The organism is Bradyrhizobium sp. USDA 3315 (assembly GCF_054056795.1).
The window spans coordinates 3,215,829-3,239,366 of record NZ_JBSRYP010000001.1 but is presented as its reverse complement, the minus strand read 5'-3'; the positions used below and the strand labels follow the sequence as shown (position 1 = coordinate 3,239,366).

Annotated in this window: 16 protein-coding genes; 4 read left to right on the top strand and 12 right to left on the bottom strand. The window is 60.2% G+C overall.

What is annotated here, in order from left to right:
• Positions 1-6: 6 nt before the first annotated feature.
• From ACVIYL_RS14840 to ACVIYL_RS14815, 6 genes are all read right to left on the bottom strand, one after another.
• Positions 7-249: a hypothetical protein gene (locus ACVIYL_RS14840; protein ID WP_456778965.1), complete on the bottom strand. Its 243-nt coding sequence runs from the start codon at positions 247-249 to the stop codon at positions 7-9.
• A gap of 36 nt (positions 250-285) precedes the next feature.
• Positions 286-546 (bottom strand): helix-turn-helix domain-containing protein, encoded by a 261-nt coding sequence (locus tag ACVIYL_RS14835; protein WP_456778964.1) that lies wholly within the window; start codon positions 544-546, stop codon positions 286-288.
• Positions 547-728: 182 nt separating this feature from the next.
• Positions 729-1,274 (bottom strand): hypothetical protein, encoded by a 546-nt coding sequence (locus ACVIYL_RS14830; RefSeq protein ID WP_456778963.1) that lies wholly within the window; start codon positions 1,272-1,274, stop codon positions 729-731.
• Between the two features lie 267 nt (positions 1,275-1,541).
• A complete protein-coding gene (locus ACVIYL_RS14825) occupies positions 1,542-2,972 on the bottom strand; it encodes a DUF1254 domain-containing protein (RefSeq protein WP_456778962.1) in 1,431 nt (476 codons plus the stop codon).
• A gap of 68 nt (positions 2,973-3,040) precedes the next feature.
• On the bottom strand, positions 3,041-4,732 hold the full coding sequence (locus ACVIYL_RS14820) for a hypothetical protein (RefSeq protein WP_456778961.1): 1,692 nt from the start codon (positions 4,730-4,732) through the stop codon (positions 3,041-3,043).
• Between the two features lie 117 nt (positions 4,733-4,849).
• Positions 4,850-6,382 (bottom strand): DUF1254 domain-containing protein, encoded by a 1,533-nt coding sequence (locus tag ACVIYL_RS14815; RefSeq protein WP_456778960.1) that lies wholly within the window; start codon positions 6,380-6,382, stop codon positions 4,850-4,852.
• Positions 6,383-6,737: 355 nt separating this feature from the next.
• Here ACVIYL_RS14815 and ACVIYL_RS14810 point away from each other — a divergent pair.
• A protein-coding gene (locus tag ACVIYL_RS14810) for an IS5 family transposase (protein WP_375166802.1) occupies positions 6,738-7,470 on the top strand; the annotation gives its coding sequence in 2 pieces (ribosomal slippage) (positions 6,738-7,016 and positions 7,018-7,470; 732 coding nt in all).
• Here the strand turns inward: ACVIYL_RS14810 and ACVIYL_RS14805 are convergent.
• The 3 genes from ACVIYL_RS14805 to traA all read right to left on the bottom strand — a co-directional run bounded on the left by ACVIYL_RS14805 (position 7,467) and on the right by traA (position 11,045).
• Positions 7,467-7,691, bottom strand: a complete 225-nt coding sequence (locus ACVIYL_RS14805) for a hypothetical protein (protein WP_456778959.1) — start codon at positions 7,689-7,691, stop codon at positions 7,467-7,469. The genes ACVIYL_RS14810 and ACVIYL_RS14805 overlap by 4 nt on opposite strands.
• A gap of 1 nt (position 7,692) precedes the next feature.
• On the bottom strand, positions 7,693-7,917 hold the full coding sequence (locus ACVIYL_RS14800; protein WP_310883506.1) for a helix-turn-helix transcriptional regulator: 225 nt from the start codon (positions 7,915-7,917) through the stop codon (positions 7,693-7,695).
• Positions 7,918-8,033: 116 nt separating this feature from the next.
• Positions 8,034-11,045: a Ti-type conjugative transfer relaxase TraA gene (gene traA, locus ACVIYL_RS14795; RefSeq protein ID WP_456778958.1), complete on the bottom strand. Its 3,012-nt coding sequence runs from the start codon at positions 11,043-11,045 to the stop codon at positions 8,034-8,036.
• A 171-nt stretch (positions 11,046-11,216) separates the two neighbouring features.
• Between traA and ACVIYL_RS14790 the strand changes: the two genes are divergently transcribed.
• Together ACVIYL_RS14790 and ACVIYL_RS14785 are read left to right on the top strand one after the other, a co-directional pair.
• Positions 11,217-11,543: a conjugal transfer protein TraD gene (locus ACVIYL_RS14790; RefSeq protein ID WP_310883509.1), complete on the top strand. Its 327-nt coding sequence runs from the start codon at positions 11,217-11,219 to the stop codon at positions 11,541-11,543.
• Position 11,544: 1 nt separating this feature from the next.
• The gene (locus ACVIYL_RS14785; RefSeq protein WP_310883510.1) at positions 11,545-11,808 is read left to right on the top strand and encodes a conjugal transfer protein TraD; all 264 of its coding nucleotides are present in this window, start codon (positions 11,545-11,547) and stop codon (positions 11,806-11,808) included.
• Between the two features lie 218 nt (positions 11,809-12,026).
• On the opposite strand, the gene ACVIYL_RS14780 is transcribed toward ACVIYL_RS14785, so the two are convergent.
• A complete protein-coding gene (locus ACVIYL_RS14780; protein ID WP_456778957.1) occupies positions 12,027-12,596 on the bottom strand; it encodes an AAA family ATPase in 570 nt (189 codons plus the stop codon).
• Between the two features lie 35 nt (positions 12,597-12,631).
• On the opposite strand from ACVIYL_RS14780, the gene ACVIYL_RS14775 reads away from it, so the two are divergent.
• A complete protein-coding gene (locus ACVIYL_RS14775; protein ID WP_310883511.1) occupies positions 12,632-12,832 on the top strand; it encodes a hypothetical protein in 201 nt (66 codons plus the stop codon).
• A gap of 153 nt (positions 12,833-12,985) precedes the next feature.
• On the opposite strand, the gene ACVIYL_RS14770 is transcribed toward ACVIYL_RS14775, so the two are convergent.
• Positions 12,986-22,516 carry a calcium-binding protein gene (locus tag ACVIYL_RS14770; RefSeq protein WP_456778956.1) on the bottom strand — a complete coding sequence of 3,177 codons (9,531 nt, stop codon included), beginning with the start codon at positions 22,514-22,516 and terminating at the stop codon, positions 12,986-12,988.
• Between the two features lie 20 nt (positions 22,517-22,536).
• Complete coding sequence (locus ACVIYL_RS14765; protein ID WP_310881063.1) at positions 22,537-22,980, bottom strand: hypothetical protein; 444 nt, start codon at positions 22,978-22,980, stop codon at positions 22,537-22,539.
• Positions 22,981-23,538 lie beyond the last annotated feature (558 nt).

Genomic DNA, 23,538 nt, shown 5'->3' with positions numbered 1-23,538 from the left:
TTCTGTCTAATCCTTGCCGGCCTCGTCCTCCGCATCGTTCGTGGCTTGAGGCCTGTTATCATTGGCGGCGCTGAGCGCCGCGAACTGTTTCCGTGCAATCCGGCATCCGATCAGCCGGGCAATGGTCAGGGTCACCTGCTCCAACTGTTGCCGCGTCTTGTGATCCGCCTCATTCCGTCCGCCATCCGGACCTTGATTGTCGTTAGCCGGTCTGATGTCGTCCGGCTTCGGTTCTGTGTCCTCTGCCATACCGTCGCTCGCTCGATTTGCGGAGTCAAACGGGCATCAAGCAGCCTCAGGATCAGGAAGAGAAGACCAAAAATCCTGCCATCGTACGGGAGCGCGCAAATACTTGCGAACAGCGGTTTTGTCGTAGATGTCGAACGCATCACACGGCCTGCAAAGCCTTCCGCACTGCCTTCGGGCGCGCTCGATCGCGAGAAGATAAGCGCGTGTCGGCCCTTCCGGCTGTCGCGAGCCTTGTTCCCAATGGCACAGCGTATTGACGCTGAATCCGAAGCGACCTGCGAACTCTTCCTGCGTCATGTCTAGGCCCACCCCGGATCGCCTTCACGTCGATCTTGTTCTTCGGCCCTTTGTGGAGCCGAGATGTGGAACGATGGTCGTAGGTCGGAGATATCCGTTCCCACCGCTTTCGTCTGGCGGTGCCTTAGTGGTTCGACCAGGACTTCGTTTCCACATCCCGCTCGTAAGAAGGCGCGCAATCGTTATCGAGGATCAACACCGCGATGCGGAATAGCGAGACCAACGGCCGCACAAATCGCGCGTTCAGTCGAGAGCAGCAGCAGCCGGTAGCCATCCTCATCGTAAAGGGGGTACTGGCCAACTTCGTAACACTCGCGCACATACTTTAACGCCGCGGCCGCTCCTTTGAGGCCTCCCGGCACGATGCCGGCGAGCTGACGCGAGGCCTTCATCTCAGCCCGACCGAGTGCGCCTTCAGCCTCGCAGAGGCCACTTAACTTGGCCTCCAGCTCGGCCCGCCTGCCGCAGGGCGCACGGCGCAGCTCGCGCTCGGCAGCATCCTGCTCGGCGAGCAGGCGCCCCAGTTCCTCAAAGACTCGGCGGTGGCCCTCGATGGCATCAAGGACCGGGTCGGGCGCGGTCGAAACGCCAACACTTTCAGCCCATGAGGGAGTGATGACCCCGGCCAGGATGGCGGCGCTGCCGGTGACGAACTGCCGGCGCCGAATGGCCGGGCCGGCAGGAAAGATTGAACGACTCGTGGTATAGGCAGAATCAGCCTGAGACATGGCTTGCTCCATGTTGAGGGTTAGGCTCGCGCAGGTGTTGCTGCATCTGTGCGGGCCGCTTGCCTGGCCTGTCGCGGCCAGTGCCGCGAATCGAATCACGGCCGATTCGTTACGTCAACGGATATCCGGTTTTCACCCACGGCCAGGCCGTGTACCCATAAACCCGGCGGCGTGATGCGACTAAAGCAATGTCTGCTTTGCCCCTATAGCGACCGACTTCGTGCGGCAGCGCAATATGTCGCGATGGGCAATAACGGAAATCGCATATCAGCTCGCTCTCGTCAGAGGTGGGGCCTTCCATCGGCCATCCAACGCTTCCGGCTTTGGCCAATAGAGACGCATCGCCATGAAGAACGGACCCTTTGGCGCGGGCAGCCAGTTTGATTCCTTGTCTTTGCCCGGCGGTTCCTGTTGGACGTAGATCGTGAGGCCGCCGTCGCTATCGCGCTTCAGGTCGGGCAACATCGGCGAGTTGATCAGATAGCGGTTGAGCGGATTCGCGACCAGGAGGCTCGCCGGCATCTCGTACATCGTGACCGACCAGAAGGAGTTGACCGGCGGCAATTGATCCTTCGCAAAACGAAGGGTGTAGTGCTTCGCGCCGTTCGGCGTGTTGCCCTCCGCATCGACAAAATAGAGCGGATAAATCGCTTCTTCTTTGGAGTTGCCGTAGATGCCGACCACAGTTCCGCCCATGCGACGGAGGTAGTTGTTTCCCAGGGCTTCGCGCGATCCGGTCAGGTCGCCACTGGTCAGTTTGCCGGTATCGATCTCGTTCATTTTGAAGCTGTTGAACGTCTGCCAGGCGTCCACTATCCCGTCTTCGAATGCTTTCCTCTGCTCGGGTGACATCGCGTTCGGTTCGAACGGTTTGCCGGCCTCGATGCCAATCTTTGCAAACCGGGCCATCAACTCTTGTTCGGTCGGATGGATCGCACAGAACTGCAGAACGAAGTTGAGAACTCTAAAAAACTCCAATGAAGTTCGCTGCTGATCTGGCGTCAATGGTTTCACGAAGTCCACATTCGGCGCAGACGCAGCCGGTCGGCCGAGGAAGCTGGAGAGCGGCTGCACCCGGTAGCCAGCTTGGATCTTCTTCACGTTCTCGATGTCGGCCGGATTGAAAAGCTGCGTCCGGTAGAGAATGAACGCAAACTCGGTTTCGGAGCGCAGAACGTCCTTCACGCCCGCCGGCTTCTCTCCCTTCCAACTCGGCCCCGCCAGCAAGTACGATCCTGCATCGTTACCGGTCGCGCGGCTGCCGACATAGGCGAAGTTGAAGGTGTACATGTCGATGAATTGAAGCGAATAGTAGCGGCCCTTTTCGACAGCCGGCACCGTGAACACCAGCGGCTCGGCTCTGAGGTCAGCGCCAACATAGGAATACGGCGTGTCCGAATTGGGGGTCTGAATGGCCTTGTCTTCCGGCGTGTAGACTCGGGCATTGTTGAACAGTTGATTCCACGGCGCCTTGTATTCATGCCCGCTGCGATCCACGAAGTAGGAATGCTGGATGCGGTAGTTGTCGACGAGCGGAAAGCCGAAGATATAGGCGTCTTTTGCGATGGCTTGCGTTTCGGCCGGGCTTGGCGACTGTGCGTGTGCCGGCGCAGTCCCGACGATGCCGGCGCCCATTGCTGCGAGCGTCGTGGCGCCAAGCAGGGCGTCGCGTCGGGTAATCCCCGTATGATCGATCATGACGTCCTCATGGTTCGCGGGAGCGCTGAACAGCCCCGCATACGGGGTTAAGGAGCCACCATGCACGCTTATCCCACCGTGACCCGCTTCAAGGCGAAGAGCCCTCCGATCAGAAGATCGCCGTTTTCGAGTATGGTTGTGATGCCGCCATAGGCGTTCCATTGTCGGCTGTCGTCCGGGAACGGCCAGCGTGCTTTGATTTCGCCCGTATCCCAGTCGAGACCCACGTATTCGTAGCGGCCGTTCGTTTTTGTTGCGGCGTAGACCATGTTAGTGGCCGCGGAGACGACCGGCACCATGACGTCCGAGTTGTCGACCTCCCCGTTGATCCAGGCCTTCTCGAACGACTTCGTTCGCGTGTTCCAGGTGAACTTCTGGGCGCCCATCGGGGCTGGGCGCGTCAGACCGGCAGTCATGGCGTTTTCGTAGATTGTGCCGGGGACGGGCTGCGGGTAGCGGCAGTTGAGCACCATGGTCCCGTAGCCGAGCACGTTAGGCGAAGGCTCGATGGTGACCTTCGAAATGTCGGTGCGAATCTGATCCGCTATGCGCCGCGACTTCGTGCCGGGCTTCTGCTGGAAGCCATCCGGAATCTTGTCGCGCCAGAAGGCGACGACGTGGGTGCCGTCGCGATCTCCGTCGGCAATGATCACGAGCTTGTCGGGGTCGTCACCGAAGCCCATTAGCGTCGGCGTCGTCCCGGAGCCACCGGATTGGGTCAAGGCGCCTGCCGCGACCGCCTCTTCGTGCGTCATAGTGTTGTACTCGGACTGCCATCCTCCGTCGGCTTCGTCGTAAGACAGCTTGGAGCCGGTCCACACGATCTTGAGCATGCGCCTGGAGGTGACGACATAGACACCGGTCTCATCGACGCAGATCCCGTTCTCCACCGCCTCTCCGGCAAACGGGATAATCCCTTTGGTGTTCAGGTCACGGTCAACCAGCAGCATGCCGCCTCGCGCTGCGGCGGCGATGTAGCCGTCGTACGTCATATTCAGAGCCGTGAACGACGTGATGCTCTGTTTCAGCTCCGCCGGAATATCCGCCGTAAAGTCCTTCACCTTCGCGACGCGCAGCGGTGCCTTCGGATCGTTGTCGTCTGTCGTCTTGACAATCTTGAGATCGTAAGCCGCGTAGTTGAAACCGTCCCTGTCGATCAGGTTGTAAACGCCGTAGGGGATCGTTTCGTAGCTGAATCCCAACCCGGCCATCGTTTTGGCCAAGGCGACAATCTTCGACTCGTCCTTGGCACGCGCTGCGGCGTCGGCTTCGGCCAGCACCGCGGCGATGGCCGCCGGCGTGCCCTTTGCGGCCACCGCTTCGAGACCCGGGACCGGAATAGACGACACCAACTGCAGTGAGGTGCCGGTCGCGTTGATCTTTTTGATCTCGGTATCGGTTGCGGCGATGATGATCGTCTCATTGCCCACCTTTTTCACCGTCGGATTGGAGACAAAGACGAGCGGAATCGTCTTCACGTCGGCAGCCGCCAACGGGCGCCCCCTGGCTGGGCCGGCATGCAGAACGGAATCGGTTGCGCCAGGATTAAAGTGGGATTGCGGGTAAACGCTATCGGCGAGCCAGGGATTGCGTTTCGGCATGTTTGGAAGTGCGCTTGCCGACGGTGCGATGCCGACACCGACAGTCGGTGCCTGTGCGCGTGCCGGGGCGCTCCTGACGATGCTCGTGAGGCCGAGAGCTACGAGTGTTGTTGCGCCGAGCAGGGTATCGCGTCGGGTGATTGCATCATGATTGATCATAACGTCCTCCGTTCGGTTGACCCAGCGATCGGGCTTGCCATCATGTCGCTTGCAAGCGCCGCCATCAAAATCGGGCGGATCAGTCAACTCCGTTTTCGCGAATAGGCTTATCCGAGTTCACTGACGGCCAACGGTACCGCTGCCACTGCTAACTTGCGCCTCTTCGAAATCCCCCGGCTTCCAACTGCCGTCGAACGCAGGTCCTTGTGGGCCGTAGATGCGGAAATACGCGAACCAGCCTTTGCCGGGCGTCGTCTGTATCCATCGCCCCTCCTGACCGGCGGGCGCTTGCGGGCCGAAGTACAGATCAACGGATTTCGCGTTGCCGGTTTCCTTCAGTTCGAACAGTGATCTTAGTGCGGCTTTCTTTTGTGCGGTTTGAACTTCGGAGCGGGTGGTTGCGTCGTAAATCGTGACTGACCAAAAAAGATTGCCGGGCACCGGAAGTGGCACCGTCAGCTTGTATGTCTTGCCGCCCTCTACAAAGGCACCGCTCGCGTCGCGATTACCAAGCCAGTAAAGCGAGCCTGCTCCAACCGTACGGCGGAACATCGCGGGCGAAGTCACAATCGCCTGCGCGAACCAGCGGTCACGTGCTTCTAGATCTACTCCGCTCTTGGTCTCGAACTGCGCGCTCCCCGGTACAAGTCCTGCCCATTCCCACTTGCGGTCTGGCCAAGCCAGCCGATCTGGACGGTCACTGTCGAACGCAGACACCAGCAACTGGTCGCGACCCGCTTTCGCAGCGTTTTCGAGGATCACCTTCATTCGGGCGTCCGGTGCGAACGGCTTTCCCTTTTCGATGCCGAGCGCGGCAAGCTCGCCGTACATCGGAAGAAAGATCGGCACCAGAGGTTCGGCATCGATCACTTCATGCAGCTTCTGCCAGTATTGGATGTTGTCCTCCCATCGGAGACAGGTGCCATCAACCGCCTTGTCGGTGACATCGACAATCCTGAGCGGCTTCGGATCGGCGGCGGTCGAGAGCGGGTAAATCTTCAAGCGTCGCAGACCGTCCGTCGCTGCTCTAACGTCGCCTCCTATCGGCAGAGATCGAAAAGCCGCTATGACCTTGAACGAGGTCGAGGTGCCGGTGAAATACCCGGCAGGCACCTGTCCTTTGTAGTCTGGCGGAACGATGAGATGTTTGCCGCCTTTGTCGCCCGCAGGGCCAGGCAACCCCATATCGAGTATCCAGCCCTGATGGTGATTGTCGGCCAATCCTATGAACGGGCCGGGCGGCACTTCGATGACGTAAGGCTCTTCCTTTACGTCGATGACGGCAAGACCGTAAGGTGTGTCGGAGTTGGGAGTGAACATCACATGATGCGGTTCAGTTACTTGTATTATCATGTCCTCATTGTCTTTTATGCCCACCTCTCGAATACCGTTGAAAATGCCCTCCGCTGAAACTGTGGGGTACCAGAAGCGGTAGGCTGTCATGGCGCGCTGGAAGTCCGCGTCGTCACGGGCGCGTTGCGCAGCGTTCTTGGTAGGGAAGCCATGTTCGAATGTGTAAGAAGCTCCGCCAGTTGATGGCGTCGCTTGTTGGGCATTTGCCGGTGGTTCGGATACCAGCGTTGATAAAGCCGCGAGTGCGGTGGCTGCGAGCAATGTATCGCGGCGCGTCAGAGTGGCTTGATTATTCATGCCATCCTCCTTGGTTCGCGAGGAGCGCGCGGACAGCGGCACAGATGACAGTCAATGCCGCGCGGCGCATAAGGCGAACGACCGGGCTGCAAAATTAGCTGGCGCTTGCGAGTGGGCTCAGAGTGATCTGGCTCATTCGCGCGCAAGCGACATCCGATAAAAAATCCACCCCCACTACGTACCGTTGATTTAGATCAATAGACTTCCGGTTAGGGTCATTTTCGACGCATTTGGCAGAGATTGAGGGCTGGTTGATGTCCGCTCCTGTCCGTAAGCGCCGTACCAGGAGCGGGCCAGGAGCGTTGCGTTTGGCCGGACTGCCGTGATTCAAACTCCCGAACTGGGGGCTCGATTCATGCGCTACGAACTCGCCGACCATGAACGGATCGCCATCAAGCCGATGCTGCCGAACAAGCCGCGTGGCCCTCGGGTCAACGACAGACGGGTCCTGAATGGCATCTTCTGGGTCCTCCGATCAGGAGCACCCTGGCGTGATCTGCCGACGGCGTTTGACCCATACACCACTTGCTACAACCGCTTCGTCAGGTGGCGGCGGGCCGGTGTTTGGGTCCGCATCATAGAAGCGCTTGCGACTGCCCATGATGCCGCTGTCCAGATGATCGACACCTCCATTGGTTCGCGTGCATCAGCATGGAGCCTGCATCACAAGGAATCAGCGCCAATCGATGGGACGGTCCCGCGGCGGCTTGACGAGCAAAATCCATGCGGTGGTCGATGGCAATGGTCTGCCGGTACGGCTGGCGCTGAGCCCCGGTGAGGCTCATGACGTTCGGCTCGCCGGAAAACTGCTGTCTCTTCTGAAATCCGGGTCAATGCTGCTTGCCGACCGTGGCTATGACGCGGATTGGATCAGGGAGCTTGCCATGAAGACGGGCGCGTGGGCCAACATCCCGCCGAAAAGCAATCGCAGCGATCCAATCTGCTTTAGCCCCTATCGTGCTCGCAACCAGGTCAAGCGGTTCTTCAACAAGATCAAACAATGCCGTCGGGTGGCGACGCGCTACGAGAGGCTCGCCGCGAACTACCTCGCATTTGTTCGCGTCAATCAGGCTATGGCTGCGCCTTAATAAGTCCGCGTCCTAGTCTTGCCGTTGGCGAGATCGACGATGCAGCCATTGGCTAGACGCACGCCGATAATTACGTCGTCCAATCGGTAGTTATTGTTGTTGCCTCTAAGGCGGTAGCCTGTGTCCTCTACGACACGTACAGCGAACCATTGATTAGGTGCAGTCTGGCCCCAGTATTTGCTGCGTCGCTTGATGCGCGCAACGAGTTGCTGGTCCATCATGTCAGTCTCCGTTTGGGTGAGAGCCGGACAGGCATGTCGGACGCCACGCCGCGGGATCGGCGATCCATCGGTTGATGTCGGATTCCCGCCAGCCTGCGCCGTTGACGCTGATCCTGAGTTGGGCCGGGAATGTGCCTTCGCCGATCTTGCGGTAGATGGTGGATCGGGACAGGCCGGTACGGGCAAGAACGGTTTTCAGGCGGACGATCCGGTCTGGTTCGCGCATGGCTGCGCTGCCTCCTGCTGACTGCTCCTGATCTACACAGAGCAAGCAGTTGCGCGCGCAACAGCGTTTTTCACGGCGTCGTACTGTGGCGTAGAGCCGGCGGAAAATAGGATGGATCAGATTCCGATGCCGCGGCCTCTACCAAGGTCGATGCCGTGGACGAAGGCGAGTTCGAGGCCGAGCCGGCGGCCTGACTCGAACGCGATGCCGAGCTCCCGCTTGCGATTGTCGAGGAGCGATTCCAGTTGCGGATCGCGTTCGAGGCTTCTTGCCATGTCGCCCATCGCCGCACGCGTGGCCCTGTAGCCGGAGAAATCGCCCGCCTGATACTGGCGCAGGCTGGCTTGGTCAAGCCTCTGCCAGTCCTCCACGAAGCGGTCGGCGCGGCGGCTAGGGGCGATGCGCAGTTCGGTCTCGAGCTGGAGCGCGCGGATGGCGCGGTTGACCCGACCGCCAGCCGCCTCGCGGGCAAGCTCCGGGTTCTTCTTGTAGGCGGCTTCAGCATCGTGTGAGCCGTGAGGCCGCACCTCCTCGAAGACCCGGCGGGCCTTTTGTAGTTCTTTCACTTGCTCGGGACTGGCCTCGCCGCCCATCTCCTGCGCCTCGAAGATCGCATCCACGGCGCCGGCATGACGCACGAGCGCGCGGGTACGCACGCGACGCAATTCCTTTTCTGCCTCTTCCGCCACCTTCCTGTCCGGCGCTTCGGTCTCGCGCCGCGCGGCTCCCGTACCGCTCCTGTCCCTTTCCGGCGTTTCCCGCTCTGGCCTCTGCCCACCATCCGGGTGGGGCATATCTGAAGGAGAGCGAAGGCCGTCGAACATGTTGCGTACCTTCTCGGGTACGACGCTGCGCACGATCTCGGCCACGCGCTCGCGGAAGGTGATTCCGCGCAGCTCGGCATAGCTCTGGACCGGATCGGCACGGTCGTAGTCCGAGGCCATGTCCTTGGACCGGTCGCGCGACAGGGTGCGGACAAGCCGGTCCCGACCCGTAAAGTCATCGCGGCCATAATGCAGGTCCACGCCGTCGCGGTGCCGTGACAAGGCGACATAGCTGCCATGGGCGTCCATGCCGGGCGTCGCCAGCACGTGGGCGCGGTCTACCGTCATGCCCTGCGCCTTGTGGATGGTCGCGGCATAGCCGTGGTCGATCTTGTTGTAGTCTTTCAGGTCGAACTTCACGGATCGGCCATCGTCTGTCTGCACGGATATCGATTGCCTGCCGACCTGTTCGATAGTTCCGAGCGTGCCGTTCTTCACGCCAAGACCACGCTCATTCTGCAGGAACATGACGCGATCCCCGCTGGCGAAATTTCTCGCGCCGCGTTCGACGGTCAGGCGGACGTCATCTCCTAGATCGCCGGCGGTCCGCATCCGCTCGCGGGCTGCCTCATTGAGTGCGCGGACTTCATCGTTGGTGTGGGTGAGGATGATCCGGCTCCTATCGGGCGACGCCTGCCGGTCGTGGTTCCAGCGCTCGATCAGATCGCCGCGCGCCTGCCCGCGGGTCTGGGCCTCATGCACCATGCCATGGGAGCGATAGACCTCAAGCGCATGACCGGTTTTGCCACTGGCGAGATCGCGCGTGGCGTCGCGCTGCCAGTCCTCTCGCTGACGGCGCACTTCGCCGATTTCCGCCCCGCCGTGACGCTCATGGATCGAGCGGAACGCCGCGCCGGCCTCGATGGCCTGCAGTTGTTGCGGATCGCCGACCAGCACGACCTTTGCGCCAGCCTCGGCAGCATGGGACAGCACGCGCTCCAACTGGCGCGTCCCGACCATACCCGCCTCGTCGATCACCAGCACATCGCGCGACGTGAGCAGGTCGCGGCCCTGTGCCCAGCCATGCTCCATGCTGGCGATGGTGCGTGACACAATGCCCGATCCGCTTTCGAGATTTTCCGCCGCAATGCCGGACAGCGCCACGCCCCGGACCTCATAGCCCACCGCTTCCCAGGCCTCCCGCGCCACGCCCAGCATCGCGCTCTTGCCGGTGCCGGCGTGGCCGACGACAACGCCGAGATCGCGCCCATCGGTGATATGCGCCAGCGCCTCGGCTTGTTCGCCGGAAAGGACAAGGCCGCGCGCTTCCGCGCGTGCCAAAACGGCCTCGCGGTCCGCGTCCCGCGTCGCATGGCATTCCCGTTCCGCCATGAGTTCGGCCGCGCGGTGCAGGCGCTGTTCGGCCTCAATCATCTCGCGGGTGGTGAAGCGATCCTCGCCGCGACCGTCGTTGCCGAGTTCGACCAGACCAGGTGCGCTACGCATCGCACTCATGACCTCGTTGAACTGGTCGATCCCGTCGCTGTGCCGGTGCGCGAATTTCGCAATGTCGCGGCGTGTGAAGGTCGATTGTTGCCGGGTGATAGCGCCCAACCCAATGGAGGGATCGGCGATGATCTGCGCGCCATTGCTGCGCGCGATCTCGCGGTGCATCTCGGCGCGATCGGCCTCGCTGCCTTCGCCCTCGATGCCGCGGTTCTCAATGCGTTTGGCGGGTGCGCCGATCTGGCTTTGCGGCTCCAGTGCGATACCCTGCGCTTCCAGACTGCGATGGTCGATCCGCGCGTCGATGTCGAGTTCGGCGAGACGCTCATTGGCGATCTCCGCCCAGCGTTCGCGCCAGCGCTCGACCATCTCCGTGCAGTTCCAATCCCGCACCTTTTGGCCAAAGCCGTTCTCGTCCACCGCGCGCATGGTGAGCATGACATGGGCGTGCGGTTTGGGCATGCCGTCCTCGGTCACGTCCCAATGCACGTTGAGATCGGCGATCATGCCCCGCTCGACGAATTCGGCCCGAGCGAAGTCGCGGGCAAGCTCGATCCCCTGAGCCTGTGTCATCTCGCGCGGGATGGCGAACTCCACCTCGCGGGCAAGCTGAGCGTCCTTGCGGATTTCGAAGGCCTCGACATCGTTCCAGAGCCGTTCGCGGTCGCTCCATGCCTCTGGCGCGTTCTCCGGCAGCATCACCTCGGAATGGACGACGCCGCGCTTGCCGGAAAAGTCGTGGCTGCGGTCCAAGCGCTCGTCGCGCAGCCGCGAGCCCGAACGGTAGGCGGCTGACGCCACCGCGCTTGAGCCGGATTTGCGGCCAATGACCTTGACGTGAAGATGATAGATCGCCATCGCGACCAGATCATCTACACGGCGAAGCGTACGTCGGCACGACGTATAAGCGCGCCCTCCCTCGAAAAAATCTCGGAAGGGACCAGCCCGTCCCGGCCAGTCCCGGTGATCCTACAGCATTACGCGGGATGTTGAACTATCATTTCTTCATCAACGCTCCGGGAGATGATGATGCGCAAGCCACGGGACTTCGATGCCGAACTAAAGGCGCTTGGGGACAAGGCGCGCGACCTCAAGAGCCGCAAGGTGCAGCAGCTTGGCGAACTGGTAATCGCCACCGGCGCCGATGCGTTAAGCGTCGCGGAGCTGGCGGGCGCACTGATCGTGCTGGCCGAGACAAAAGAAACCGGAAAGAGGGAGGCATGGGCCAAACGCGGGGCCGCTTTCTTTCAAGGAAGGTCGCGTCGACCTACTCCGGCACCTGACCGTGACGCTAGCGGCGCTCCGGCGCAACCGGGCGGCCCACGACCGTCATCAGGCGGCAAGGGCGCGGGATGATATGCGCGCGTGGCAAGCCGAGCGTCGCAAGCGTACGCGGCACCTCATCGAACTGGGCGGCCTGGTCGTCAAGGCCGGTATCGTGGACCTGACTGGCGACGACCGGGCTACCTTTTTCGGCGCACTACTGTGGATGGCCGACAGGCTCAAAAGCGATCAGGGCGAACATGCGCGAGCGCTGTGGGCCGCAAAAGGGAAGCAGGCATTCGAGGCGGACACCGCAACACACGAGATAAGATCGTTAACGCACGACAATGGCGCGTAACCGCGCGCTTACCGCTTGATGTCTCGCCATCGGGCCTGATAGTCGCAAGCGAAACGCCATTTCTCGCTGTAGCTCAAATGGTGGGTTCGGGCCGTGCTCGTGCGGCGCCCTCCGCGACAAGAGCGCGCCCAGTTCCGCAAGCCCCGTCAACACGAAGTGGCAGTTCAACTTCTACGTCTTCTTTCGCGATCTACGCCACCCTGCAGAACGAACTCTGTTCACTGCCGGCAGCATCCTATACGAGATTTGGCGGCGCAGGATGCAGGCGGCTCAACGCTTCTTGCAGGAATGACTCGGGGCGCTGCGCTTGGCTTGTTCGAACGCCTGCCGCATCGCGACCGCCGTCTGATGGTTGAAGGGCTTCCGACCTCTCCGAGATCCAGCCTGAACGTCGGTCGCCTGAGCGCGGCGACAAGCGTGTCGACCGCATGGGTCTTGCCCGACCCCGGCGATCCATAGAGCAGGATTCCGTTTGGCAGTTGCCCCCTTAGTGCTTGGTACCTGTCAGGGTCTGCGCTCGGCTCTATGACATATTCGCGAAAGAAGGCTTCGAGAGCCGGACGACCAGGCAGCGCGAAGGCTTCGGGCGCGACCGGTTCCGCGAACTCGGAGACTCCGAACGCCTTCAGGAAGAAGGAGATGTCAGCGGGGGAAACCCAAGGATTCGCACCGCGCAGCGATCCGATAACCTTCCATGATTCGGAATGGATGATCCGATTGAAAGCATTTGCCAACCATGCGGGCCTTCGGCTCTGGCTGCTAACCAATCGCAAATCGTTCTGCCACACCTTCGCGCCCGGGAATGGAATTGGGAGATACAAACATGACCGGCTTGGCCGTTATGGAAAATGTGCGCCGCTACCGAGCTATAGCATCACTGTGCCGCCAGACAGCAGCATTCCGACCGGTTCAAAAGTTCTCGTTGCTGACTCAAGCGGAGGATTGGGAGCGACAAGCGGTGGCCGAGCTCGAAGGCTATTTCGATAACCACGTTCATTCGATTTCAAGGCTACCGTCGCAATGAAAGCGATTTTCGGCAGGGCGAACTAGGTCAACATTAGCCATAACGGCAGTCCAGGTACTTCTCCCTACTCACATGACCTTACGTCAAATTCACTATTCCGTTCGGGGCGCCCCCCTCGCCCCTTGACATCGGTTACGGCGCACAAGCCATTGGCTAGACGATGTGGAAATCACCTTGGCTCAGGCTTGCGACGTTCACATTCTTGAGGAGTACGCTGTCGTCGGGATCGATCGTGATCAAGGTGTCACTACCCGACGCGGTCGCGGAAGCCAGAGCCGACGCAGCATCGGCGAAGAGACCGTCGCGAAACTGCAACGCATCCTGACCCGGCGTGAAATCGGTCACGGTGTCCTGTCCCAACCCTGCGCGGAACACGAACGTGTCGTTTCCGGCTCCGCCGGACATCACGTCGTTGCCAGCACCGCCGGCAATGGTGTCGTTCCACGACGAGCCGGAGATCTCGTCATCGCCGGCTGTGCCGCGATACCAAGCGTTCGCATTGATGGTCTGCAAGTCCCACGAACTGCCGTTTGCAAACTCGAACTTCTCGATGCCCCAATTCGCGCTTTGAGAATAGAACTGCTCATCGATGGTGATCGTCTGACCATTTGAATTCGCGGTCGCAACCAGATTGACGCCAACACGGCTCAATGTCAGGTCGTCCGGATTGATGTCCGTGAAGCGAAGAACGTCGACATCGGCGGTTGAGCCGGACTCATCGTTGATATAGTCGTTTCCGTCGCCTCGCGCGTACGCATAGGTGTCGCTTCCGGCACCACTGTTGAAGGTGTCATCACCGAGCCCACCCTGGAACGTATCGTTCCAGCCAGTACCGTTCAGCGTTTCGTTGCCGGCCGTGCCGCGGATCCACCCGGCGGAGTTGATTGCCGCCAGGCCCCAGGTCTCGCCATTTGCGAACTCGATCTTCTCGATGCCCCAGTTCGCGGAGGTCGAGTAATACTGCTCATCGATCGTGACTGTCTGACCATTCGAATTGACGGTCATGACTAGATTCACGCCAACGCGGCTGAACGTTAGATCCGAGGCGTTGAGGTCAGAGAAGTGGACGACGTCGACGTCGGTCGTTGAGCCCGACTCGTCGTTGATGTAATCGTTGCCATCTCCGAGGCGATAGATGTAGGTGTCGCTGCCCGGACCGCTGCTGAAATTGTCGTTGCCTAGGTCACCGAAGAAGATGTCGTTCCCGCTCGATCCGGTCAATTGATCGTTTCCGGCCGTCCCTCGGATCCAGGCATTGGCGATGATTGCCGCGAGGTCCCAGACCGTGCCGTCGGCGAACTCAACCCTTTCAATCCCCCAGTTCGCGGTTTGCGAATAAAACTGGTACTGAACCGTGATGGCCTGTCCCGTTCCATTGATGGCCATGATCAGGCTCGTACCGGAGCGGTTCAGCGTCAGATCCGAGGCGTTGAGATCGGTCAATCGGAGTACATCAATATCCACCGTCGAACCGGAGTCATCGTTGATGGTGTCGCTCCCGTCTCCGCGCCGGTAGATGTAGGTGTCGCTGCCGGCGGTGCCCTTGAGGGTATCGTTGCCGAGGCCGCCGACGAAGGTATCGTTGCCACTCGTTCCATTCAAGGTGTCGCCGGACGACGTGCCGCGGAACCAGGCATTGGCGGTGATCGCCGCGAAATCCCACGACGTGCCGTCCGCAAATTCAATGCGCTCGACGCCGCCACTTGCGTTGAACTCATCCTGAACCGTCACGGTCTGGCCGTTGGCATTGACCGTGGCGATCAGGTACGTACCTGAACGCGAGAAGCTGAGATCCGACGCTTTGAGGTCGGCGAAGCGAAGCACATCGACATCCGGCGTTGACCACGATCCATCGTAGATGGTGTCGTTGCCGTCGCCGAGCCGATAGAGGTAGGTGTCGCTGCCGGCGGCGCCATTCAGATAGTCGTTGCCCAGAAGACCGAAGAAGATTTCGTTGCCCCCGGTCCCGCGCAGCGTGTCATCGCCGGATGTGCCTCGGAACCAGGCATTGGCGGTGATCGCAGCGAAATCCCAGGCTGTGCCATCGGCAAATTCGATACGCTCGACACCGCCACCTGAGTTGAACTCATCCTGAACCGTCACGGTCTGGCCGTTGGCATTGACCGTGACAATCAGGTACGTGCCAGAATGTGTAAAGCTGAGATCCGACGCGTTCAGATCGGTGAAGCGAAGCACATCGATATCCGGCGTCGACCACGATCCGTCGTAGATGGTGTCGTTGCCGTCGCCGAGCCGATAGATGTACGTGTCGCTGCCGGCGATGCCGTTGAGATAGTCGTTACCAAATCCGCCGAGAAAGATTTCGTTGCCGGTGGTGCCACGCAATGTGTCATCGCCGTTGGTGCCGGGAACGAACGAGGCCGCCTCCAGAATCTGGTTGCGGTCCCAGCTCGCTCCGTTCGCGAACACGACCTGCTCAACGCCGCCAGTTCCGTTGAACTGGTCGACGATCTTGAGCACTTCGCTGGTTGCAACGACGGTGATCAACAGGTCACCGCCGCTGCGCCGGAAAGTCACGTCCGTGGACGTCAATCCAATCAGATTGACGACGTCGATCCCGCTATCGGTCGACGTTTCGTAAATCGTGTCGTTGCCCGACCCGGCGCGGTAGAGATAGGTGTCGCCGCCATTGCCGCCACGCAAATCGTCGTTGCCGGCGAGGCCATCGATGACGTCAGCTGCGTCCGTGCCTCTGACGGTCTCACCGAAGGCCGTGCCGGTGATCACCGCCGCCGCGACGATCGCCGCCTTGTCCCAGATGATGCCGTTCGCGAACTGGATGCGGCCGATCCCCCAATCGTCGGTTGCGGTCGTAAACTGCTGCTTGGCGGTGATCGTCTCGCCCGAGCTCCGAACCTTGATCACAAGGTCGTTGTCTCTGCGCATGAACGACAGGTCATCGACATTGAGATCGGTGAAGCGCAGAACGTCGATTTGATCCGGCGCATTGGCGCCTGTGTTGATCGTGTCGTTGCCATCGCCGCGCGAATAGATGATCGTGTCGTTGCCGGCGCTGGCGTTGATCACGTCGTCGCCACCGCCGGGCTGCAGGACATCGTCGCCCGGCGTGCCCACCACCGTGTCGTTGCCAGCCGATCCGAACGTCACGGCGTTATGGATGATCTGCGTCCGGTCCCACACGGTCCCGTCGGCGAAGGCGATCTGCTCCACGCCCGCGGATGACACCCCAAACTGGCCGCACACGGTCGTGGTGTGGCCGGTTGCAAGGATCCTGATGACGAGGTCCGTGCCGCTGCGCAGGACTTGGACATCGTCGATGTCGAGGCCGACAAGTTCGATCCTGTCGGTGCCTTCCTCGCTGCCCTCGACGATGACGTCGTCACCGATGCCCTGACCGATGCGATAGGTATCGCTGCCGCCATAGCCGCTCAACGTCTCGTTGCCGGCACCGGCGATGAAGATATCGGCGCCCTGGCCTCCGGTGAGCGCTTCGACGCCGACGCTGCCGACGATCAGATGATTGTCCAACCGACCCAAAATGTCCGCGCGGGTCCATGTCGTATTGTCGGCGAACTTGATCTCCTCAAGCCCGGCGCCGGGCGCGCTCGACAGTTGATCCTGGAGAACGATGGTCGCGCCGCTCGCGAGCAGCAGCACCACATCGGAATTGCCGAGCGACGAGCGCGCGACGACCACCTGCGACGGAGTGATCCCGGCACCGAGCACGAGCCGGTCGGTGTCGGCCGCCCCGCCAGTGTCGATGATGCGGTCGCGTCCATCGCCGCTGCTATAATGGTATTCGTCGGAGCCGCCGGCGCCAACGAGCCGGTCATTGCCCGCCCCGCCGATCAGGATATCCGCCCCCGAACCGCCGGACAGCACGTCGTCCCCGGCGGTGCCGGTGTAGACCTTGACCTCGTCGAGGATGTTGACTGCGATTGTCGTGGTCAGCGACAGCCCGTCATCGTCCGTGACCTTGATGGCGAGCTGATGCTGGGCACCCCGCTCGTAGTCGATGACAGCGCCGCTCTTGACGCGGATTTCGTTGCCGACGATCTCGAAGAAGTCGTCGTTACCGACAATGCTGAAGCTGTGCGCCCCGATATCGCCGCCATCGACCGCCGACAGCGTCGCAACCACCGTACCTGGGGTGGCATTTTCGCTCACCGATCCGCCCGTCACCGAGACCGCCGTGGGCGCCACGTTATCCAGCCGCCGGAATTCGAAATTGTCGGCCGTCAGGTCGCTCAGGAAAACGTTCTGCAACGTAATACTGTCGCCGCCTGCCAGCGCAATGACGACGTCCGAACCAACCTGGCTCGCCGCGGCGAGAACCGAGGTGTAGCTTGAAAACACCACGCGATCGAACCTGATCAGGTCGTGGTCCGTCCCACTCCCGGCCACGAAATCGGTGATCGTGTCGGAGCCCGAGCCGGCGCCGAAGACAAACACGTCGGCCTCGGTTCCGCCCGTCAGCACGTCGTTACCCGCACCGCCGATCAGCATGTCGGTTCCGAGACCGCCGCTCAGCACATCCGCGCCGTCGCCACCGTCGAGGAGGTCCGCCCCCATGCCGCCGGTCAGATTGTCATCGCCGCTTCCGCCGAGCAGGATGTCGTTGCCGGAGCGGCCATCGAGGGTATCGTTTCCGCCGCCACCGATGATAACGTTGTCGCCGGCGTCAGCCGAGATCTGATCGGAGAACGCGGTGCCGGTGATGTTTTCGACCCGGCCCACCTCGGCGACATCGCGCCACGTCCCGCTCGACAGGTCGCCCTGGTCCCTGGTTCGGACCTCCGCGCCATTGGTCACGAGATCGACCCAGGCGGCAGCGCCAAACCCTGATAGATCCAGCGTATCCGTTCCGACGCCGCCATCCGCTGTTACGAGGTCGCCGGGCGCGCTGATGCTGATGATGAGCCGGTCGTCGCCGAGGCCACCATAGAGCAGGTCGCTGCCGCCGCGACCGTCCAGGGTGTCATTGCCAGCCTCGCCATAAACGTTTTGCGAAGTCGAAGCGCCAATCAGCGTGTCGTTGCCGTTGGTGCCGGCGATAAACGGGCTCATGCTCAAGGCGACGCTGAAGATCGTCTGGCGTCCCCACTGATCACCATTGGCGAACTTGATGGCTTCAAGCCCGCTGCCGGCGGCCTCGCTGAGGCCGTCGATGAACTGGCCGAGCACCGTGATGGTTTCGTTGGTCGACAGGATCTTGACGAGCAGATCGTTGCCCGAGCGGGTCAAAAGCACGTCGGAGGCGTCGATATCCCTGAACAGAAGGATGTCCGTTTCCTGCGACGCAAACACGTTCTTCGACTGCTCGCTGATGACGTCGTTGCCGTCGCCCCGCGAGTAGACGAACGTGTCACTTCCGCTGCCGACATAGTCTCCGGAATAGATCACGTCGTCGCCCTTGCCTGCCTCGACGGTGTCGTCAGACCCGCTGGAGAGTTGGATGACATCCTTGCCATCGGTACCCCTGAACCAGGCCTGCTGGCGGATTTGCTGCCGGTCCCAGACGGTCCCGTCGGCAAACTGGACCCGTTCCATGCCGACACCGGTGGCGGTGACGCCGTCGCGAAACTGGCCAACCAGCGTGATGACATCGCCAGTCGCAAGAACCTTCACCAGCACATCGTCTCCGGAGCGGGAGAATTCGAGATCCGCAACGCCGAGGTCGGTGAATTTCAACGTGTCGACCGACAACGGCCTGAACGCATTGGTGGTGCCATCGTCGATGACATCGCTGCCGTCGCCGCTCCTGTAGATAAAGGTAGTGTTGTTCTGCCCGCCCAACAGGACATCGTTGCCCTTGCCACCGTCAAAGGTGTTGGCGTCGACGCTTGAGTCGCTGAGGATATCGCGGCCATCGGTTCCGCGAATCCAGGCGGCTTCGCGGATCTGCTTTCGATCCCACTCCCCGTCGGCGAAACGGATAAACTCCAGTCCGGCACCGGCGATGTCGCTGTCGGCGCTTCGGCCTACGAAGTGGGAGGCGACCGTGATGATGTCGCCGGTCGCCTTGATGCGAACCAGAAGATCGGAGCCGGAGCGGGAGAGCTCGACATCCGACGAGGCGATATCGGTCAGAACCAGAACGTCGTTGGTGTCGGGCGCATTGACGTTGCTCGTTTCAAAGATGATGTCGTTGCCGTCGCCGACGGCATAAATGTAGGTGTCGTTGCCGGAGGCACCCGCCTGGGTGGCGTAGAGGACGTCGTCGCCGGTTCCGCCGACGAACGTGTTGTTGCCAAGGTTGCCGAAAATGTAGTCCTTGCCGCTGCCGCCGGACAGGTAATCGTCGCCGCTGCCGCCATCGATGAAGTCCATCCCGGGACCGCCATAGATCGCGTCGTTGCCGTTGCCGCCATCGATGACGTCGTTGCCGTAGCCGACATTCTCGTCCATGAAGTCGCCGAACAGGATGTCGTCGCCGCCACCTCCGCTCAGGACGTCCTGATCGCCACCAGCAACGAAGATGTCATTGCCGTCTCCGCCGTTGAGGAAGTTCTTGCCACCACCGTTGAAGGGATTCGGCTGATACTGGCCCGGAATGCCGATCATGCCACCTGGACCGCCATAGGCATACGCAGTCCAGATATCGTTAATCCCGGTTGCGTGCTGTCCGGCGATGTTGCCGCTGTGGCCGAACTCGTCGACGAACATCGACCACACCAAGCCCAGATACTGGATCGAGAAACTCGACACTTCGGGCTTCATGCCGAGATACTCGGCACCGGCGTTGTGCATGATCTGCAGCCGGTCGATGGAACTGCCATCAGCGAACTTGATGACGTCGATGCCATATCCGTAGTCACCGGCGCCGGTGAGCAGATCGGACACACCGGCGAAGAAGCTCTGAACCGTAATTATCTCGCCGGTCGATTTGATGGTCAGGAGCAGCGTCTTGCCCTGATAGGAATAGGAAACGTCATCCGACGTGACGTTCTGTAACCACAGCGTATCGACGTCGGTCGAGCTCGACATTGAATCAGTTATCTGGTCATTACCGTCTCCCTTGTTCCAGACATAGGTGTCGCTACCGGCCCAACCATCAAGAAAATCGTCGCCCTTGCCGCCCTCGATCGTGTCATTCAGGTTGGACGCGGTGATGCTGTCGGAACGATCGGTCCCGCGATACCAGGCGTTCTGCTGGATCTGCGCCCTGTTCCAGGACTCGCCATTGGCGAACTTGATCTCGTCGATACTGGGCGCGTACCTGTTCCAGTCGCTGTCGAACGGAAAGAAATTGGTGAAATCGATATACTCGCCCGTCGCCTTCACGGTTAGAACGAGATGCCAGCCAACCCGCGCAAGCTGGATGTCGTTCGAATTGAGGTCGGTCAGAACCAGCCTGTCATGCTCAGTGAGCGAGTTGAATGAATCCGTGACGACATCATACCCATCGCCCTTGCCGTAAAGGATCGTATCATTGCCGCCGCTGATCTGGATGGAATCGTCGCCGCGCCCGCCGTAGATGACATCGTCGGATGGCGAATCGTTGATCTGATTGTCGTGACCATCGCCCTGATACGTGCTGGCACCCTTGATCTGCTCTCGGCTCCACTCCGTGCCGTCGGCGAAGCGCAGAACTTCGATGCCCCACCCCGAAAAGAAGCCCTCGACAGTCATCGACTTGCCCGTCTCGGTCACCTTGATCAGGAGGTTGTCGCCGATGCGTACGAAGCTGAGGTCAGCAGAGTTGAGATCGGTTAGCACCAGCTTGTCGCTGTCTGCCGCAGACCCGTAGTCCTTGATCCACAAATTTCCGTCGTGTTTTGCGTAGACGTAAATGTCACTGCCGTCGCGACCGTCGAGGACGTCGCCACCTCCGCCTCCGATAAAGACGTCCTGGCCAGTAGCACCATTAATGCCTTCCGCCTCCAGCGTTCCAAACAGGGCAGTGCCGTCCACGATATGGGTCGCAATGCTCCGAATGGTGTCGTCAGTTATGTTCGCCAAGTATGGCGTCACCGCCGCTGCATACGCCCCCCGGTCGCCTTCAAATGCGAAGTAGACCATCCCGTTTAGGCCGCTGAGAGCCTTGGTGAGATACGAGGTCTCCTGGCCGGCATCAAAGGAGGAAAGACGCACAATGAGATCAACGACCATTCCGACGTTACCAGGTGTATCCGGCAACGGATCCCCTGGCGCATGAACGCCCATATCAAGAAGGCTATAGTAAAAGTAGGGGTTATCGAGCGCGGCGGACAAGTCGCTGGTACCACGCACATACGTGCTGGCAGCTACCTGCCCAAGGAAAAGAGTCTCGTAGACCTCGAACAGCGCTTGATACGCGCCCTCAAGTATGTCGCCTACGCGACCTGACGGCGGCGACGTCGTTGCCTCTTCTCCGAACTCCAGCCAACGATAACCTTCGCCGTAGAATTTCTCCAGGAAGGCCAAATGACGGGCATCGACGTATGGCCCGCGACTGCTTGAGTCAACATTATCCACTCCAGCCCAGCGCAGTAGTATCGCTTCGAATGCGACACGCATCTCGGCGCTGCTCATATTCGCCGCGCCGTCCGTAAGAGCAGTCCAATCTGAGAAAAACTCCCCATCGTTGGTTAGCTTATATGCGGTATTGTTGATCAACCCGGAGCCGGGAAGCTGTGGCAGATTAAGGACACCATCTGCCGGAACGAAGTCCGGCGTGTTGTCTGGTGCGGAGTCTTTTGGGTCTGTTTGAAAATAAACGGACTGCGCGGGACCTGTTGTCCCGTCGTCGCGGACAAACACAGCTTCATATCCGAGCCCATGCCCAGCGTTCGTGCCGGTGAGCTTATCTCGCTGCAGGGAAATCGACGTTATGCCGGCGCTCGATAGGGATTGCAGTTCGCCGGCATCCGACACTCCGTCCTGGTTCAGATCCCGCCACACTCGGAGCTTGCCAAAATCCGCATCCTGCGCGTCGATCTTTCCGTCCTGATTTGTATCCAGCTTCTCGAGGATCGCAAATCCGTCTTGGATTGTAGAGCCGAATAGCTCCAAGCCATTGTCGATCGTTCCATTGTCATTGGCATCGATCGCGAGTATGCCGTCGTTTGCAGAGACCCACCCTGTCCTTTCCGAAAAGCCGTCACCACCAAAATCGAAATGGACCGCAGAGCCGGCGAGGGTCGACAGCTGGATGCCGTCGCCATCGAGATCAAGCACAATCGGATCATGCAACGCACGGTGAAACGGGTTCGCTACAAAGCGATCCCAGCCAGACCCGATAGCGTTAAAGAAGTCCTTAAGGCTCTCTGGATCGAACAACTGTCCGGCAATGCCAAAAGCGAGCGCCGCAGGCACTATGCCGCCTGCAGCAAAGAAACAGCCGGCAATCAACACTTGCATGAACAGCTTCGCACAGGCGTCGGTAAGAGCCTTATGAGTATCGAAATTCGGATTTGCGTCGTAAGCGTTATAGAGGCGACCAATATTTAGTATCGAAAGACCGAAATCGAGGGCTAAGCCGGCTGCCGCAAAACGCGGCATGAACACTTCAATCTCCGCAGCAGTGGCGCCACCGGCGGCCCATGCACCAAATTCAGTAATAGCCCCCGTACCTGTCAATCCAGCATTGAGAAAGTTACCGAGAGCTACGGTGCTGCTGAGAATGTCCCCCTTATTGCCCAACTCAACAGCCTGCTTCAGGTTGTCAAATAGTTGGAAAGCGGTATTTTCGAAGTTTAGAAACACTGTAGAGCTGGGCATTTGCTGGGCCTGCTTCTTAATTATTTGATTCGTTTACGTGACGTGTTGAACAACAACGACACGATCCCCAGCTCGACGTAGACAGCAAGATAGCTCGCCATCGAGACCGAGATCAGAACCGATTTGTAAGCCTGCCAAAACGCTGTTGGCGTAGACGCCGTCGTTATAGAGAAGGCGAAAATAACGAGCAGGAAGATGCCTAAGCTCATAGCTATCAAAGCAATGCGCTGCCCCACCGTTAGCGTCAGGTTCAATGTCGGCACAAAGTATCTCAGAGCGGCAACATGAAAGACCAGCATTACCGCCAGCGCTCCCGAGAGAGCCGTGGTTGCATCACCAACGAGGAACGACAGCGCAGTCCAAGATCCGGCAGCGGCGATCAAGTATATCAACAGTAACGATCGCATTTCCGAGCGGTACTTCTCGTTAAGCTCCCGAAAGACGTACATTGCCTTCACGCCCATAGTTACTCCACTTGGTACACTCGATATTCTTCATTCTTCCGACCCGAGCACGCTGAAGTCAGCTGCTTGTAGCCTTAGAGTGCAGGCTCGCCAGCCAAGCAGCCCCCCGTTGGCGTCCAACGAAGAACGGACGAGTTGGGCGAGTCGACGCTCGGCACGATTGATCGGCAGCTTCGTTTCGCATCGATGATTCGAGTGCGCTCAGCAGAGATGCCCGGCACGAGGTGCAGCGCTGCGATGCACTTCTGTGTCCGCGCGATTCTCCATCCGCCCCTCTCTCGCTCAAATGCGAAATCAACTCCACAATGTAGTTGATAAAAGACGCGTCCATACGTTGCAAGCCACTCCTCAAGCCGCGAGATGACGCATGCGACTCGTTTGCGGCAAGTCTCGGTAGAGACTGCTGAGCATCGCAGCTCAAAAAACGCTACTGATTCGAGGCAGATGGTGCACGGGTATGATCAAGCTCTCTCACCGGAAATTTCAAACCAGCCCAGCACTGCGACAGTTCAGCGCATGCCGACATCTCCCAGCCGCTGGGTCACATTTCGATCCGTT

Coding starts and splice junctions, on each gene's coding strand:
- ACVIYL_RS14820 (WP_456778961.1), bottom strand. CDS start 4,732: ATGATCAATCATGATGCAATCACCCGACGCGATACCCTGCTCGGCGCA.
- ACVIYL_RS14840 (WP_456778965.1), bottom strand. CDS start 249: ATGGCAGAGGACACAGAACCGAAGCCGGACGACATCAGACCGGCTAAC.
- traA (WP_456778958.1), bottom strand. CDS start 11,045: ATGGCGATCTATCATCTTCACGTCAAGGTCATTGGCCGCAAATCCGGC.
- ACVIYL_RS14770 (WP_456778956.1), bottom strand. CDS start 22,516: ATGCCCAGCTCTACAGTGTTTCTAAACTTCGAAAATACCGCTTTCCAA.
- ACVIYL_RS14765 (WP_310881063.1), bottom strand. CDS start 22,980: ATGGGCGTGAAGGCAATGTACGTCTTTCGGGAGCTTAACGAGAAGTAC.
- ACVIYL_RS14790 (WP_310883509.1), top strand. CDS start 11,217: ATGCGCAAGCCACGGGACTTCGATGCCGAACTAAAGGCGCTTGGGGAC.
- ACVIYL_RS14825 (WP_456778962.1), bottom strand. CDS start 2,972: ATGATCGATCATACGGGGATTACCCGACGCGACGCCCTGCTTGGCGCC.
- ACVIYL_RS14805 (WP_456778959.1), bottom strand. CDS start 7,691: ATGATGGACCAGCAACTCGTTGCGCGCATCAAGCGACGCAGCAAATAC.
- ACVIYL_RS14775 (WP_310883511.1), top strand. CDS start 12,632: ATGACCGGCTTGGCCGTTATGGAAAATGTGCGCCGCTACCGAGCTATA.
- ACVIYL_RS14830 (WP_456778963.1), bottom strand. CDS start 1,274: ATGTCTCAGGCTGATTCTGCCTATACCACGAGTCGTTCAATCTTTCCT.
- ACVIYL_RS14835 (WP_456778964.1), bottom strand. CDS start 546: ATGACGCAGGAAGAGTTCGCAGGTCGCTTCGGATTCAGCGTCAATACG.
- ACVIYL_RS14785 (WP_310883510.1), top strand. CDS start 11,545: ATGCGCGCGTGGCAAGCCGAGCGTCGCAAGCGTACGCGGCACCTCATC.
- ACVIYL_RS14815 (WP_456778960.1), bottom strand. CDS start 6,382: ATGAATAATCAAGCCACTCTGACGCGCCGCGATACATTGCTCGCAGCC.
- ACVIYL_RS14800 (WP_310883506.1), bottom strand. CDS start 7,917: ATGCGCGAACCAGACCGGATCGTCCGCCTGAAAACCGTTCTTGCCCGT.